The following is a 13,726-nucleotide window of genomic DNA, read 5'->3' as shown; positions in this document are numbered from 1 at the left end:
TTCAGCGTACCGAGCGCAGCGAGCTGTTGACCCGTGGCAGCACGCGTCCCATGACTTCGGCGATGTAGCTGAGGAACAGCGTGCCGACCGAGCTCTTGTAGTGCTGCGGATCACGGCTGGCGATGGCCAGAATGCCGTGGATGCCCTGATGACTGATGGCGACCACCGCGGTGGAGCCGATCTGTTTGCGTTGTTCTTCGCCGAACAGAAAGTCCAGCTCATGGTCACGCAAGGTGCCGCTGACGCTTTTGCCTTCGGTGAGCAAGCCGCCGATGGCAACTTGTGCGTCGGCGTGGCTGACCCAGCGCCCGACCGGCGCCGGGTTGTCGCCGAGCAGGATCAGGCTGACGAAGGGCACCTGGAAATCCTGACGCAGGCTGTCTTCGACGCTGATGACAACGTCTTCCAGGCTGGTCGCGTCCATCAGGGCAAGAATCAGACGACGGGTCTTGTCGAACAGGCGATCGTTGTCGCGGGCGACGTCCATCAATTGTGAGAGGCGATGACGCATCTCGATGTTGCGTTCGCGCAGGATGGTCATCTGCCGCTCGACCAGTGAAACGGTGTCACCACGTCGGTGGGGAATGCGCATGGCTGGCAGCAGTTCTTCGTGCTCGACGAAAAACTCCGGATGAGCCTCCAGGTACGCGGCAACCGCTGCCGCCTCCAGGCTCTCGGACGCTGATTCGTCGGACTGTCGGGCGGGTACCTGAGGCTTATCGGTCATGGTTTCTGCTCACTCAAAGACGCACTTGTCCTTCGTATACACGCACTGCCGGACCGGTCATCAGCACCGGTTGGCCAGGGCCTGCCCATTCAATGGACAAACGCCCGCCAGGCAGGTCGATCAATAGCGGCGAATCCATCCACCCCTGACTGATTGCAGCGACGGCCGCCGCACAAGCGCCGGTGCCGCAGGCCTGGGTTTCCCCGGCGCCACGTTCCCAGACGCGCAGTTGGGCACGGTTGCGGTCGATGATCTGGATAAAACCGACATTGACCCGCGCCGGGAAGCGCGGGTGGTGCTCGATTTTCGGCCCCAATTCATGCACCGGAGCGCTGTTGATGTCCTGCACGCGCAACACGGCATGCGGATTGCCCATCGACACGGCGGCCAGTTCGACCGTGGTGCCGTCGACGTCCAGTTGATAGCTCAAGGCCTGCGCCGGTGCTTCAAACGGAATGTCCGCGGGCACCAGGCGCGGGGCGCCCATGTTCACGCCGATCTGGCCATCGTTACGCACGTCCAGTTCGATGATGCCGCCCTTGGTCTCGACGCGGATCTGCCGTTTGGCAGTCAGACGCTTGTCGAGCACAAAACGCGCGAAGCAGCGTGCACCGTTGCCGCACTGCTCAACTTCCGAGCCATCGGAGTTGAAGATCCGATAGCGGAAATCGACGTCCGGGTTGCTCGGCGCTTCGACGATCAGCAACTGGTCAAAACCAATGCCGGTGTGTCGATCGCCCCATTGCTTGGCGTGCTTGGGCTGAATATGCGCGTGCTGGCTGACCAGGTCGAGAACCATGAAGTCATTGCCCAGACCGTGCATTTTAGTAAAACGCAGCAGCATGGGTTACTCCGGCAGCAGGCTTTCGCCGGCAAACAGCTCGGCCACGGTTTCGCGGCGACGCACTTCAAATACTTGATCACCGTCCACCAGCACTTCGGCCGCACGGCCGCGAGTGTTGTAGTTGGAGCTCATGACGAAACCGTACGCGCCGGCCGAATGCACCGCCAGCAGGTCGCCTTCGGCCAGGGCCAGCTCGCGATCCTTGGCGAGGAAGTCGCCGGTTTCGCAGATCGGGCCGACAACGTCGTATTGACGCGCGGCGGTGTCGCGCGGCTTGACCGCCGTGACGTCCATCCACGCCTGATAGAGCGCCGGGCGAATCAGGTCGTTCATCGCCGCGTCGACGATGGCGAAATCTTTATGCTCGGTGTGCTTGAGGTACTCGACCTGAGTCAGCAGCACGCCGGCGTTGGCGACAATGAAACGGCCCGGCTCGAACACCAGTCCCAGATCACGACCGTCCAGACGTTCGCGCACGGCTTTGATGTAGTCGGCAGCCAATGGCGGCTCTTCGTCGCGATAACGCACGCCCAGGCCACCACCGAGATCGATGTGGCGCAGGTGAATGCCGCAATCGCCAAGACGATCGACCAGATCCAGCAAACGGTCGAGCGCATCAAGGAACGGTGGCAGCGTGGTCAGTTGCGAACCGATGTGGCAGTCGACACCAATCACTTCCAGGTTCGGCAGGTGCGCGGCGCGTACATACACGTCTTCAGCGTCGGCGATGGCGATGCCGAACTTGTTCTCTTTGAGACCGGTGGAAATGTACGGGTGGGTGCCAGCATCGACGTCCGGGTTCACACGCAGCGAAACCGGTGCGCGAACACCCAGTTCAGCGGCGACAACTTGCAGGCGTTCCAGCTCGTCGGTGGATTCGACGTTGAAGCAGTGCACGCCGACTTCCAGCGCACGGCGCATGTCGTCACGGGTCTTGCCGACGCCGGAGAACACGATCTTGTCGGCGCTGCCGCCAGCGGCCAGTACGCGTTCCAGCTCGCCACGGGAGACGATGTCGAAACCGGCGCCGAGACGGGCCAGGACATTCAGGACGCCGAGGTTGGAGTTGGCTTTGACGGCGTAGCAAACCAGGTGCGGCATGCCGGCCAACGCATCGGCGTAGGCCAGATACTGGGCTTCGATGTGCGCGCGCGAGTAGACATAAGTGGGCGTGCCAAAGCGGTCGGCGATGGCGGACAGCGCCACACCTTCCGCGAACAGCTCCCCGCCACGGTAGTTAAAAGCGTCCATGGCGACCCCTTAGTAAACGTCGTGCTTGTGTGCTTTGGAAGCAGGCTGCTTTTGCGAAGACTGGGCTTGCTCGGCCGGGTCCTGATCGTCATCCGGCAGGTACAGCGGGCCTTTTTGACCACAGGCCGAAACGAGGCAGGCAACCGCGACGAGCGCAGCAAGGGAAGAGATCAGGCGCTTCATGGCGAAATCCTTGAAAATACGTTAATTGCGCCGGAGTATACCGACCACCCGGCAGCTTGCCTATGCGACGGGCCTCCCGTCCGGCGGGGCTCCCGAGAAGCGCATCATTCCCTGTGGGAGCAAGCCTGCTCGCGAAGGGGTCGGCAAGTTCAGCGGGCTCTTTGGCTGACACAGCGCTTTCGCGAGCAGGCTCGCTCCCACAGGTGCTGTGTTGAAGGGGCAGTAAGGCACTTGGTCGTTATCCTTTGCAATCGGCCAGAAGCGTCCGTATCTTGCGGCGCTTGAGCCTGATCAGACATTTTTTGAGGTTGCCACAATGAGTTTGTCCGAAGCCCGTTTCCACGATCTGGTCGATGACACCCAGGAAAAACTGGAAGACATCTTTGACGAGAGCGATCTGGATATCGATCTGGAAAGTTCGGCCGGTGTGCTGACCGTCAAGTTCGAAAACGGCTCGCAGCTGATCTTCAGCCGTCAGGAGCCGCTGCGTCAGCTGTGGCTGGCGGCCGTCTCGGGTGGTTTCCACTTCGATTACGACGAAGAAAGCGAACGCTGGATGTGTGACAAGAGCGAAGAGCAGTTGGGCGAGATGCTTGAACGCATCGTCAAGCAGCAGGCTGGCGCCGAATTCGATTTCGAAGGCCTGTGATTCGTGACTGATACCGCTCCCGTCCGTCCGCCCAAGCCGCTCTACAGCAATATCAGCCCGGCGGTGCCTTCGCCGTGCAGCGGCGTGTGCCGGCTGGACGAACAAAAAGTCTGCCTCGGCTGTTTCCGTCATGTTGAAGACATTCGTGAGTGGCGTTCGGCGGATGATGAGCGGCGGCGAGTGATCGTTACCCAGGCTGCCCATCGCAGGACTGCGTCCCTGTAGGAGCTGCCGTAGGCTGCGATCTTTTGATCTTGATCTTCAAAAGCACAGATCGCAGCCTGCGGCAGCTCCTATAGGGGACGTGTGTCGCTGGGCATGACTTGTATATTTTTTGAGCTGTGATAGTGTCCGGAAACGCCTCAACCCATCGAGGCCTGGTGAAAACCCCGCCTTTTTTGGCGGGGTTTTTTGCTTTTTTTGCGCAGAAGAAAGGAGTCTGCCCGGATCATGACCGCACCTTCCATCACTCTTACCCGTCTGGACGTTCAACGTCTGGAGCGCCTGATCGACAGCCTGGATGACACGCTGCCGGGCGTGATTGCGTTGCAAACCGAACTGGATCGCGCCGATACGCTGGTCAGCCACGATGAAGTGCCTGCCGATGTCGTGACGATGAATTCCCGCGTGCACTGCCGCGAAGAAGGCAGTGGCAAGGATTACCATCTGACGCTGGTCTATCCCAAGGATGCCAATGCCGATGAAGGCAAGATTTCGATTCTCGCACCGGTCGGCAGCGCGCTGCTGGGCCTGAAGGTCGGACAGCACATCGACTGGCCGGCACCGGGCGGCAAGACCCTGAAACTGACCCTGCTTGAAGTCGAATCGCAACCGGCCAACGGTGGCGCGTTCCCCGAGTAAATTCACTCAGACCTGTTCGAGTGCCTCGTTCAGGGCGCGCTCCAGGTCGGCCTTGTAGCGTAGATACAGATTGCTTGAGCTTTGCCCGTCACCGAGCAGCCCGGACAGGTCCAGGTCGGTGATGTAGCAACGATAGCGTTCGGTCTCACGACGCTGCTCGACGATCTCCCGGGCGACCACGCTGAACAGCTGGTCGCCATATTCCAGCTCGCTGAACTCCCGTTGATTGCAATACAGCGTGACCTGCACTTGCCCTGGTGCGGCTTTGCCGATGATCGCCTGCACGTCGTAGAACGGTTTGTTGGCTGGCGTCTGCGGCATTGGCCGCGCTTCGACGCGCCGCGCCCGTCCCGGGCCCGAAGGCAATAGCTGGTAATACAAAATGTCGAGGCTGGTCGAGGGAGCGGCCTCCATCGGCAGCAGCGCCTCACGCCGATACTGGATCGATTGCAGGAAACGTTGCAGCGGCGCCAGCAGGCTTTGCTCGTCGTGATACGGCAAGTACTGCTGCCACAGCGCATTGAACTCGTCCAGAACGCAGACCTCGGCGTGCTGCTCGGTGATCCTGTAGAACACCTGAATGCATTCCGGCTGGCCCATTGGCAGGATCAGCGCAAGGTCGTGATCTTCCAGTGCCATCGGATCAAGGTGCAGCGGGCTGTAGCGCGCCTGCTCCTCACCGAGGTAGTCGAGCAGCGCCGGCAGGGTGGCGAGCGCGATGTGGTTGACCTGTCCGGGCACCAGTTCCAGCACGTGATAGTGCTGTTGCACCTGAATCAGGTAGCGGTGATTCAATTCGCTGAGCAGCAGGTTCTGCGCGGTGTCGACGATTTCTTCCACGCGTCGGGCGATGAACTGGGCACGGTTATGGCAGAAGCAGCGCACCTTCAGCGATGGCTGCAACGGCCCGCGCGGCAGGTTGTTGAGATAATCGCGCAAGCAGTCGAGCAGGGCGTGAGGTCCGTCGAAACGGTTGACCAGCACTTCGTTCCAGCTGTTGAGCGTAACCTGATCGAGGGTCAGCACGAGGTTCTCGCGCACGCCGGCATAGCTCAGCGAATCGGTGCGCTCGGTGGTCATGAGGATGTTGAGGTCACGGTGATGCTTGAGCGGGTCGACGCCGACGTTCACCAGCATCAGTACTTCGCTCGGTACGGCGGCGCGCAGCAGCGGCTCTTCGGCAACAGTGGGCAAGGGCAGGGCGATGCACTGTTGCAGGCTGCCAAGCAGGTTGAACAGTTCGAACTCGCTCAGGTCGCTGTTGCCGGGGTGCAAGGCCAGACGGGTGCTGCTGTCGATCACGCCGTTGCGGTGGCACCAGGTCAACAGTTCCAGCAGTTCGCGGCTGCGTTTGATCGGGGCGAAATGTTCCCACTCAAGCGCCGTGAGGCTGCCGTTGTACAGGCCCCACTGGCTTTGTCCCGCCTCCTTCTTGTTGCGTGATTGCACCAGGGTCAGGGTGTCTTCGGCCAGATCCGGAGCGATGCCGGGATTGATGAACTCGACCTTGTCGGCCTTGCGCTCGAATGCCGCGTACAACCTGCGGCCCAGCACGTTGAGATCGCGCTTGTTGATCAGGCTGACGGTCTGCTCGGTGCGGGCGAACTGGGTCAGGAAGCGATAGCTGTAATTGAGCTCGTTGACCAGCGCGCGGCGCTCTGCGCTGACCTGCCGGACTTTCCACTGGCTGCGGCTATCGAGTAGGGCAAGTTGCCGCTGATCCCAGTGCCATTCGTTGGCCAGTCGTTCCAGCAGTGAACGTTGCCAGCTCTGCGTGCGGCTATTGCCCGTGAGCTTGCGATTGACCTTGAGGTACAGCGCACGTCGCACCAGCTCCAGACGTTCCGGTTCGTTGCGGGCGATGAGGTATTCCTCGATGCGCCGATACACGACCATGTAAGGGTCCAGTTCATCCAGATCGAGCTGATTGGCGAATACGGCTTTTTTGAAGCGAAGGCTCAGGCACTGCACCTGCGGGTGTTCGCTGGCATACACCTCGGTCAGCAGCAGTTTGAGCACCGATTTGTAAGGTGACTCAATGCCCTTGAACAACTGCCACAGCCCCGCGCCGATGAACTCTCCCGGTGGAATCGTCGCCAAATGCCCAAGGTCGAGGGTTTCGTCGGCGCGGATGAAGCGCTTGGACAGCAGCGTGTGGGTGTAAAGGTCGTAGGCCGTTTCTTCGTATACCGGCACCAGCCACCAGATCGGCGTGCGTCCGCCCAGCCAGATCGCGGTGCGATAAAACTCGTCGAGCAGCAGGTAGTGCTGGGTGCTGCCACAGTTTTCGGAGCTGAGCTGGGTGTCGCGCTCACCTTTGACGAAACGCACCGGGTCGATCAGAAAGAAATGCGCCTCGGCGCCCTGACTCGCGGCCCAGGTTTCGAGGAGCTGGCATTTCTTGCCCAGTTCGGCGAGCTCGTTTTCGCTCAGATCCGGGGCGTGACACACCCACACGTCCATGTCGCTTTGATCGGCCTGGGCCAGGGTGCCGAGACTGCCCATCAGAAACAGGCCGTGAATCGGTCGCGGCGGATTGCTGCCGTGGCGCGGCTTGTAAGAGAAGGAACGCGTCAGGCGCTGGGCTTCGGCGAGGGTATTGGCGTCCGGCTCGTAATTCGACAGGCCGGCCGGCGTACTGCCCGAGACGTAACCTGGCAGCAGCGGATGATTGACGTGAAAGAACAGCGGCAGCAGCGTCAGTACAGCTTGCTGGCGCGTCGACAACCCCTCAAGAGCGCGGCCGAGGCGGCCTTCATTGAGTTTTAGAAAGCGCGCGCGCAGTTGGCTAAGCACCTTGCGGTCGATTCCTTCGTCCAGGTCGGGGCGGATTTCATGGGTGCGCGTCATGTCAGCTCAAACCGGCTCGCAGGCTCGGACGTAGAGGGTCTCGGAATGACGGGCAGTTTAGCCTTTGCGCGGCGGGAGTTTTAAGCTGATTTTGTTTTTTGACGTCAGATTTCAATCGCGAGGCGATAGTTGACGTCCGGACGGGCCCGCGGAAATCCCGTGACAGGGGTTCCCGTGGGCGAAGTCAGGAAGAATCAGGCTGTTTCCGGCTCTTTCAGGATCGTCAGTACGGTTTGTACATTCTGCGCGGCATCGCGACCCAGGCTGGTCAGATATCCGCCATCGGGCTGATCGGTCAGTTCTTTATCAAAGAGGCGTTGGGCAGCAGCGATGTGCTTCGGGGCAGCGGTCTGATGAATTTTCAGACCTTCCTGGGAACTGTCCAGGGGAAAGAGTGCAAGGACTTCCAGTTCGGCAACCAACTCAGGGGTAAGCGACATAAGGACTCCAGACTTTCTAGGAATTGGAACGCAGCGCCCCTAAGGTGAACCCGCTTGTGCGGCATGTCCAGTGCTCAGATCAGGGATTTCCTCTTGAGGCGAATTCCAGTGTAGTCGGGGCCGGGGAGATGGCCGGAGGGATGGGTGACAAATTGTGTGGGAGCGAGCCGGCATTGCGAATGCGGCGTGTCAGGCGCCGCATGATGCGAATGCTAGGGCCTCGTCGCGAGCAGGCTTGCTCCCACAGGGAAAGCGCGATTACTGCTTTTCTGGTGGCAACTCAGGCAGCGCACGCAATGCGGCTTCGTACCATGCGGTATCGAATGGGCGATCTTCATCCAGCATCGCGTCAATCTCGTAGGCCAGCACATGCGCCATCAGATTGAGGATTTCTTCGCGTTCAACGCCGACCAGGGTCAGCTTGTTGAGCGTAGCCTTGGCCGCAGGCGGGTTGTCGCTTTCGATCTGGTTCTCGATCGCTTCGATCAGCGTGCTCTCGGTGAACTCTTCTTCGTCGTTGTCGATGTCTGTCGGCTCGCTCATGGCAGGCTCCTCAAGGAAAGGCGCCAGTTTACCCGCATTCAGCGGCGTGATGCTGCTGGCGGGAATTGTCCGGGCGATCTATAAACAGGCACTGCCCACCCCGCACGGCCTGGAGGCTATGTGATGCTCAAGCTCTACGGATTCTCTGTCAGCAACTACTACAACATGATCAAACTGGCGCTGCTGGAAAAAGGCCTGCCGTTTGAAGAGGTCACGTTCTATCCCGCGCAGACCGCTGAATCATTGGCTATCAGCCCGCGCGGCAAAGTGCCGGTGCTGGGCGTTGATGGCGGTTACATCAACGAAACAGCGATCATCCTTGAATACCTCGAGCTGACCCAAAAAGGCACGCCGCTGCTGCCCAGCGATCCTTTCGAACGGGCGCAGGTGCTGGCAATCGCCAAGGAAATCGAGCTGTACATCGAGCTGCCGGGACGTGCCTGTTATGGCGAAGCGTTTTTTGGCATGACTTTGCCGGACGCCATCAAGGAAAAGACCCAATCAGAATTGCTGCTGGGCTTTGCGGCGCTCGGCCGGCACGGCAAGTTCGCCCCGTATGTGGCGGGCGACAGTCTGAGCATCGCGGATTTGTATTTCCTCTACAGCGTGCCGCTGGCCTGTGCGGTGGGGCAGAAGCTGTTCGGGATCGATTTGCTGGCAGAAATGCCGCAGGCGAAGGCGCTGCTGGAGCGGCTTGAGCAGAATCCGCATGTGCAGAAGATTGCGGCGGATAAAGATGCGGCGATGCCGGCGTTTTTGGCGATGATCGCTGCCAAGAAGTAGGTTCTGTGCTGTTCTGAAGTCAGCATTCGCGAGCAGGCTCGTTTCCACAGGGATTTGTGTTGTTCACAGACTTTGTGTTCAGCACAGATCGAATGTGGGAGCGAGCCTGCTCGCGAAGCTTTTGACCTTTAGCGGCTGGCGATCAGGGCCTGGCCGCGAGCAACGGCTGCCTTGACCTGCGCTGGCGCAGTGCCGCCGATATGGTCACGGGCATTTACCGAGCCTTCCAGGGTCAGCACAGCAAACACGTCCTGTTCGATCTGATCGCTGAACTGACGCAGTTCTTCCAGGCTCATCTCAGCCAGGTCCTTGCCAGTGTCGACGCCGTACTTCACAGCGTGGCCGACGATTTCGTGGCAATCACGGAACGGCAGGCCACGGCGCACCAGGTAGTCAGCCAGGTCGGTTGCGGTGGAGAAGCCACGAAGAGCCGCTTCACGCATGATCGCGTGCTTGGGTTTGATCGCCGGAATCATGTCGGCAAACGCGCGCAACGAATCGCGGAGGGTGTCGGCGGCGTCGAACAGCGGTTCCTTGTCTTCCTGGTTGTCCTTGTTGTAGGCCAGTGGCTGGCCTTTCATCAGGGTCAGCAGGCCCATCAGCGCACCGAACACGCGGCCGGTCTTGCCACGTACCAGCTCCGGCACATCCGGGTTTTTCTTTTGCGGCATGATCGAGCTGCCAGTGCAGAAGCGATCCGGCAGATCGATGAACTGGAACTGCGCGCTGGTCCACAGCACCAGCTCTTCGGAGAAACGCGACAAATGCATCATCGCTATGCTCGCGGCCGAGCAGAATTCGATGGCGAAATCGCGATCGGAAACGTTGTCCAGCGAGTTGCCGCCAACGGCATCGAAACCCAGCAGTTGCGCGGTGTATTCGCGATCAATCGGGTAGGTGGTGCCGGCCAGCGCGGCACTGCCCAATGGCATGCGGTTGGTGCGCTTGCGGCAATCGACCAAACGCTCGTAGTCACGGCTGAGCATTTCGAACCAGGCCAGCATGTGGTGCCCGAAAGTTACGGGTTGCGCGGTCTGCAAGTGAGTGAAGCCGGGCATGATGCTGCCGGACTCGCGCTCGGCTTGTTCCAGCAGGCCTTTTTGCAGTCGGGTGATTTCGGCCAGGATCAGGTCGATCTCGTCGCGCAGCCACAGGCGAATGTCGGTGGCAACCTGGTCGTTGCGGCTACGGCCGGTGTGGAGTTTCTTGCCGGTGACGCCGATGCGGTCGGTCAGACGCGCTTCGATGTTCATGTGCACGTCTTCGAGGTCGATGCGCCAGTCGAACTGGCCGGCCTCGATTTCGCCCTGAATGGTGTTTAGGCCATCGATGATGGTGTCGCGCTCGGCATCGGTCAGCACGCCGACTTTGGCCAGCATGGTGGCGTGGGCGATCGAGCCCATGATGTCGTGGCGATACAGGCGCTGGTCGAAAGTGACGGAGGCGGTGAAGCGGGCGACGAAGGCGTCGACGGGTTCACTGAAGCGGCCGCCCCAGGACTGATTGGTCTTGTCAGTGCTCATGAATTCGCTCGTATCGGCTTGAAGAAAAAAGGCGTGAAACGCTGGCGCGGATAATAACAGGGTTGCCAATCCTGTCGTTGACACCGGTCGATACGTTTTTTTCTCATCGTGTCATGCATAGTCGGCGTGCTATGCCGGGAATTTGCACAACGATATTTTTCGATTGAGCAATATCGGCCCGGCGAGCGTCTACAGTAGGACATAAGGGTCGGCGCGACTGCGGATCGCGCAAAGGTCTGGCCGCCGACTATAAGAAGTGGAGGTGGGTGTCTTGTCCTTCGACAAACCCCGCGAGAAACGCAGGAAACAGCGGGCTTTGAGCAGTACGACCCGGACACTGGCAAATATTGCTGGCCGACGTACGGCACTTTTTGGCGCTCGGGCTAGTCTTAGCGTGGATCGCGGTGACGGACGTCACTTCACCTGTCTACGCTATCCTTGTGCGAGACTCACGCAGGAATCCAGCGCAATATGAATGTCCTGATCGTTGATGACGAACCACTGGCTCGCGAGCGCCTCAGCCGTATGGTGAGCGAGCTCGAGGGTTATACAGTCCTGGAGCCCAGCGCCACGAATGGCGAAGAGGCGTTGGCACTGATCGACAGCCACAAGCCGGATATCGTGCTGCTCGATATCCGCATGCCGGGCCTCGATGGCCTGCAGGTTGCTGCCCGTCTGTGCGAGCGAGAAACACCGCCCGCCGTGGTGTTTTTCACCAGTCCCGATGAATTTGCCGTGGAAGCCCTGCAGGCCAGCGCCGTGGGCTATGTGGTGAAACCCGTGCGAACCGAACACCTGCATGACGCCCTGAAACGGGCTGAACGTCCCAATCGGGCGCAACTCTCGGCCCTGACCCGTCCCGCTGCCGAAAGTGGCACCGGCCCGCGCAGTCACATCAGCGCCCGTACCCGTAAAGGCATCGAACTGATCCCGCTGGATCAGGTGGTCTATTTCATTGCCGACCACAAATACGTGACCTTGCGCCACGAAGGCGGCGAAGTGCTGCTGGACGAGCCGCTCAAAGCCCTCGAAGACGAATTTGGCGAGCGCTTCGTGCGCATCCACCGCAACGCGCTGGTCGCCCGCGACCGCATCGAGCGTCTGCAACGCACGCCGCTGGGGCATTTCCAGCTATTTCTCAAAGGCCTCAATGGCGATGCGCTGATTGTCAGTCGCCGGCATGTGGCGGGTGTGCGCAAAATGATGCAGGGTCTTTAACCCGGCCTTTGCGGGCGTTTATTTCTCGTTCGCGGGCATTGCAGGCCAGGGAGGCCGCGCCGTTTCTGATTCAAGTCAAAGTGGATTTGGCTGAGCTGTTATTATCCGCCGTATCTATTCAGTACGGATTGATCCATGTCCTCTCGCGAAATCCGCATCGCTACCCGTAAAAGTGCGCTGGCCCTCTGGCAGGCCGAATACGTCAAAGCCCGTCTGGAAGCGGCCCATCCCGGTTTGCGGGTGACACTGGTGCCCATGGTCAGTCGCGGCGACAAGCTGCTCGATTCACCGCTGTCGAAAATCGGCGGCAAGGGCCTGTTCGTCAAGGAACTGGAAACCGCGCTGCTGGAAAACGAAGCCGACATCGCCGTCCACTCGATGAAAGATGTACCGATGGACTTCCCCGAAGGCCTCGGTCTGTTCTGCATCTGTGAGCGCGAAGACCCGCGTGATGCCTTCGTTTCCAATACCTATCCAAGCCTTGAGGCGCTGCCTGCCGGCAGCATCGTCGGCACGTCGAGCCTGCGCCGTCAGGCACAACTGCTGACCCGCCGTCCTGACCTTGAAATTCGTTTCCTGCGCGGCAACGTCAACACTCGTCTGGCCAAGCTGGATGCGGGTGAGTACGACGCGATCATCCTCGCGGCCGCCGGTTTGATACGCCTCGGTTTCGAGGATCGCATCACCTCGGCAATCAGTGTCGATGACAGCCTGCCCGCCGGTGGCCAGGGCGCGGTCGGTATCGAGTGCCGTAGCGCCGACAGCGAAATCCACGCCTTGCTGGAACCGCTGCATCACGCTGATACCACTTCGCGGGTTACCGCCGAACGTGCCCTCAACAAACATTTGAATGGCGGCTGCCAGGTGCCGATCGCCTGCTACGCCGTGCTTGAAGGCGAGCAGTTGTGGTTGCGTGGCCTGGTGGGCGAGCCGAGTGGCGGCCGCTTGATCAGCGCCGAAGCGCGGGCCCCTCGCGCTGATGCCGAAGCATTGGGTGTGAGAGTCGCTGAAGATCTGCTCGCACAAGGTGCCGAAGAGATTCTTAAAGCAGTCTACGGCGAGGCAGGTCACGAGTGACTGGCTGGCGCCTGCTGCTGACGCGCCCTGCGGATGATTGTGCGGCGCTTGCAGAGACGTTGGCCGGGCAGGGGATTTTCGGTAGTTGTCTGCCGCTTTTGGAAATTGCCCCGCTGCCGGTCTCTGAGAACATACGTCTGGCGATGGCGCGATTGCCCGATTGCAGCGCAGTAATTGTGGTGAGCAAGCCAGCGGCGCGGATTGCGCTGGAACTGCTCGATGCCCAAGGGGCGCAGTCGTTGGCGATGCCGTGGTTCAGTGTCGGTGCGGCAACGGCGCAGATTCTTCAGGAGCGCGGCCTCGACGTACATTGTCCGGCCGACGGCGATGACAGCGAAGCGTTGCTGCAATTGCCGCGTCTGCGTGAAGCCGTCGCCCAGCCGAATTCGCAGGTGTTGATCCTGCGCGGCGAGGGCGGCCGAGAACTGCTTGCCGAGCGCCTGCGTGAGCTTGGTGCTAGTGTCGAGTATCTGGAATTGTATCGACGCGAGCTGCCGGCCTATGCAGCGCAAGTACTGCCGCAGCGGATCGCAGCGGAACGCTTGAACGGGCTGGTGGTCAGCAGTGGACAGGGTTTCGAGCACCTGCGCCAAATGGCCGGCGATACCTGGCCGTCGATTGCGCGGTTGCCGTTGTTTGTTCCAAGCCCAAGAGTCGCCGAGCTGGCACGTGCCGCCGGGGCTCAAACAGTTGTGGATTGCCGCGGCGCGAGTGCCGCGGCTTTGCTGACGGCGTTGCGGGAGCATCCCGTACCCGTTTTCTAATGCAAAGGATGGA

The 13,726-nt window shown here is 60.4% G+C and carries 15 protein-coding genes and 1 pseudogene; 8 read left to right on the top strand and 8 right to left on the bottom strand.

Annotated elements, in window-relative coordinates:
• Nucleotide 1 precedes the first annotated feature (1 nt).
• From AB4P97_RS22585 to AB4P97_RS22570, 4 genes are read right to left on the bottom strand one after another with little or no spacing between them, the layout of a single operon-like run.
• On the bottom strand, nt 2–727 hold the full coding sequence (locus tag AB4P97_RS22585) for a DUF484 family protein (RefSeq protein ID WP_042561718.1): 726 nt from the start codon (nt 725–727) through the stop codon (nt 2–4).
• A 13-nt stretch (nt 728–740) separates the two neighbouring features.
• Nucleotides 741–1,571, bottom strand: coding sequence for a diaminopimelate epimerase (gene dapF / locus AB4P97_RS22580; RefSeq protein ID WP_042561717.1), 831 nt, complete (start codon nt 1,569–1,571; stop codon nt 741–743).
• Between the two features lie 3 nt (nt 1,572–1,574).
• Complete coding sequence (lysA, locus tag AB4P97_RS22575; protein ID WP_042561716.1) at nt 1,575–2,822, bottom strand: diaminopimelate decarboxylase; 1,248 nt, start codon at nt 2,820–2,822, stop codon at nt 1,575–1,577.
• Nucleotides 2,823–2,831: 9 nt separating this feature from the next.
• The gene (locus AB4P97_RS22570) at nt 2,832–3,005 is read right to left on the bottom strand and encodes a lipoprotein (protein WP_042561715.1); all 174 of its coding nucleotides are present in this window, start codon (nt 3,003–3,005) and stop codon (nt 2,832–2,834) included.
• Between the two features lie 316 nt (nt 3,006–3,321).
• Between AB4P97_RS22570 and cyaY the strand changes: the two genes are divergently transcribed.
• The 3 genes from cyaY (at nt 3,322) to rnk (ending at nt 4,515) form a co-directional block, all read left to right on the top strand.
• Nucleotides 3,322–3,654: an iron donor protein CyaY gene (gene cyaY, locus AB4P97_RS22565; protein ID WP_042561714.1), complete on the top strand. Its 333-nt coding sequence runs from the start codon at nt 3,322–3,324 to the stop codon at nt 3,652–3,654.
• 3 nt (nt 3,655–3,657) lie between these two features.
• Nucleotides 3,658–3,879 (top strand): DUF1289 domain-containing protein, encoded by a 222-nt coding sequence (locus AB4P97_RS22560; RefSeq protein WP_080896076.1) that lies wholly within the window; start codon nt 3,658–3,660, stop codon nt 3,877–3,879.
• A 225-nt stretch (nt 3,880–4,104) separates the two neighbouring features.
• Nucleotides 4,105–4,515, top strand: a complete 411-nt coding sequence (gene rnk, locus AB4P97_RS22555) for a nucleoside diphosphate kinase regulator (protein ID WP_042561713.1) — start codon at nt 4,105–4,107, stop codon at nt 4,513–4,515.
• 6 nt (nt 4,516–4,521) lie between these two features.
• Here the strand turns inward: rnk and AB4P97_RS22550 are convergent, their stop codons facing one another.
• The 3 genes from AB4P97_RS22550 to AB4P97_RS22540 form a co-directional block, all read right to left on the bottom strand.
• Nucleotides 4,522–7,365: a class I adenylate cyclase gene (locus AB4P97_RS22550; RefSeq protein ID WP_047304118.1), complete on the bottom strand. Its 2,844-nt coding sequence runs from the start codon at nt 7,363–7,365 to the stop codon at nt 4,522–4,524.
• Nucleotides 7,366–7,559: 194 nt separating this feature from the next.
• The gene (locus AB4P97_RS22545) at nt 7,560–7,805 is read right to left on the bottom strand and encodes a TIGR02647 family protein (protein WP_042561711.1); all 246 of its coding nucleotides are present in this window, start codon (nt 7,803–7,805) and stop codon (nt 7,560–7,562) included.
• 258 nt (nt 7,806–8,063) lie between these two features.
• Complete coding sequence (locus tag AB4P97_RS22540; protein WP_042561710.1) at nt 8,064–8,348, bottom strand: hypothetical protein; 285 nt, start codon at nt 8,346–8,348, stop codon at nt 8,064–8,066.
• A 123-nt stretch (nt 8,349–8,471) separates the two neighbouring features.
• Between AB4P97_RS22540 and AB4P97_RS22535 the strand changes: the two genes are divergently transcribed.
• A complete protein-coding gene (locus AB4P97_RS22535; RefSeq protein WP_047304116.1) occupies nt 8,472–9,131 on the top strand; it encodes a glutathione S-transferase in 660 nt (219 codons plus the stop codon).
• A 128-nt stretch (nt 9,132–9,259) separates the two neighbouring features.
• On the opposite strand, the gene argH is transcribed toward AB4P97_RS22535, so the two are convergent.
• Nucleotides 9,260–10,654: an argininosuccinate lyase gene (argH, locus tag AB4P97_RS22530; RefSeq protein WP_042561708.1), complete on the bottom strand. Its 1,395-nt coding sequence runs from the start codon at nt 10,652–10,654 to the stop codon at nt 9,260–9,262.
• Nucleotides 10,655–10,988: 334 nt separating this feature from the next.
• Here argH and AB4P97_RS22525 point away from each other — a divergent pair.
• The 4 genes and pseudogenes from AB4P97_RS22525 to AB4P97_RS22510 form a co-directional block, all read left to right on the top strand.
• Nucleotides 10,989–11,129 (top strand): annotated as a pseudogene (locus AB4P97_RS22525) (sensor histidine kinase); the annotation flags it as partial.
• Nucleotides 11,126–11,872 (top strand): LytTR family DNA-binding domain-containing protein, encoded by a 747-nt coding sequence (locus AB4P97_RS22520; protein ID WP_042561707.1) that lies wholly within the window; start codon nt 11,126–11,128, stop codon nt 11,870–11,872. The pseudogene AB4P97_RS22525 and the gene AB4P97_RS22520, both read left to right, overlap by 4 nt.
• Nucleotides 11,873–12,007: 135 nt before the next feature.
• Nucleotides 12,008–12,949, top strand: coding sequence for a hydroxymethylbilane synthase (gene hemC, locus AB4P97_RS22515; RefSeq protein WP_042561706.1), 942 nt, complete (start codon nt 12,008–12,010; stop codon nt 12,947–12,949).
• Nucleotides 12,946–13,713: a uroporphyrinogen-III synthase gene (locus AB4P97_RS22510; RefSeq protein WP_042561705.1), complete on the top strand. Its 768-nt coding sequence runs from the start codon at nt 12,946–12,948 to the stop codon at nt 13,711–13,713. Before hemC ends, AB4P97_RS22510 begins: the two co-directional genes overlap by 4 nt.
• Nucleotides 13,714–13,726 lie beyond the last annotated feature (13 nt).

The sequence above is a fragment of the Pseudomonas sp. A1230 genome (assembly GCF_044218825.1).
Taxonomy (GTDB): domain Bacteria; phylum Pseudomonadota; class Gammaproteobacteria; order Pseudomonadales; family Pseudomonadaceae; genus Aquipseudomonas; species Aquipseudomonas iridis.
The sequence above is the reverse complement of the archived record's forward strand: the minus strand, read 5'-3'. Positions and strand labels throughout refer to the sequence as shown.

Excerpts from the sequence above, each read along its gene's own strand:
- lysA (WP_042561716.1), bottom strand. The coding sequence starts at position 2,822 with ATGGACGCTTTTAACTACCGTGGCGGGGAGCTGTTCGCGGAAGGTGTG.
- AB4P97_RS22535 (WP_047304116.1), top strand. The coding sequence starts at position 8,472 with ATGCTCAAGCTCTACGGATTCTCTGTCAGCAACTACTACAACATGATC.
- cyaY (WP_042561714.1), top strand. The coding sequence starts at position 3,322 with ATGAGTTTGTCCGAAGCCCGTTTCCACGATCTGGTCGATGACACCCAG.
- AB4P97_RS22570 (WP_042561715.1), bottom strand. The coding sequence starts at position 3,005 with ATGAAGCGCCTGATCTCTTCCCTTGCTGCGCTCGTCGCGGTTGCCTGC.
- argH (WP_042561708.1), bottom strand. The coding sequence starts at position 10,654 with ATGAGCACTGACAAGACCAATCAGTCCTGGGGCGGCCGCTTCAGTGAA.
- rnk (WP_042561713.1), top strand. The coding sequence starts at position 4,105 with ATGACCGCACCTTCCATCACTCTTACCCGTCTGGACGTTCAACGTCTG.
- AB4P97_RS22520 (WP_042561707.1), top strand. The coding sequence starts at position 11,126 with ATGAATGTCCTGATCGTTGATGACGAACCACTGGCTCGCGAGCGCCTC.
- AB4P97_RS22550 (WP_047304118.1), bottom strand. The coding sequence starts at position 7,365 with ATGACGCGCACCCATGAAATCCGCCCCGACCTGGACGAAGGAATCGAC.
- dapF (WP_042561717.1), bottom strand. The coding sequence starts at position 1,571 with ATGCTGCTGCGTTTTACTAAAATGCACGGTCTGGGCAATGACTTCATG.
- AB4P97_RS22540 (WP_042561710.1), bottom strand. The coding sequence starts at position 8,348 with ATGAGCGAGCCGACAGACATCGACAACGACGAAGAAGAGTTCACCGAG.
- hemC (WP_042561706.1), top strand. The coding sequence starts at position 12,008 with ATGTCCTCTCGCGAAATCCGCATCGCTACCCGTAAAAGTGCGCTGGCC.
- AB4P97_RS22545 (WP_042561711.1), bottom strand. The coding sequence starts at position 7,805 with ATGTCGCTTACCCCTGAGTTGGTTGCCGAACTGGAAGTCCTTGCACTC.
- AB4P97_RS22585 (WP_042561718.1), bottom strand. The coding sequence starts at position 727 with ATGACCGATAAGCCTCAGGTACCCGCCCGACAGTCCGACGAATCAGCG.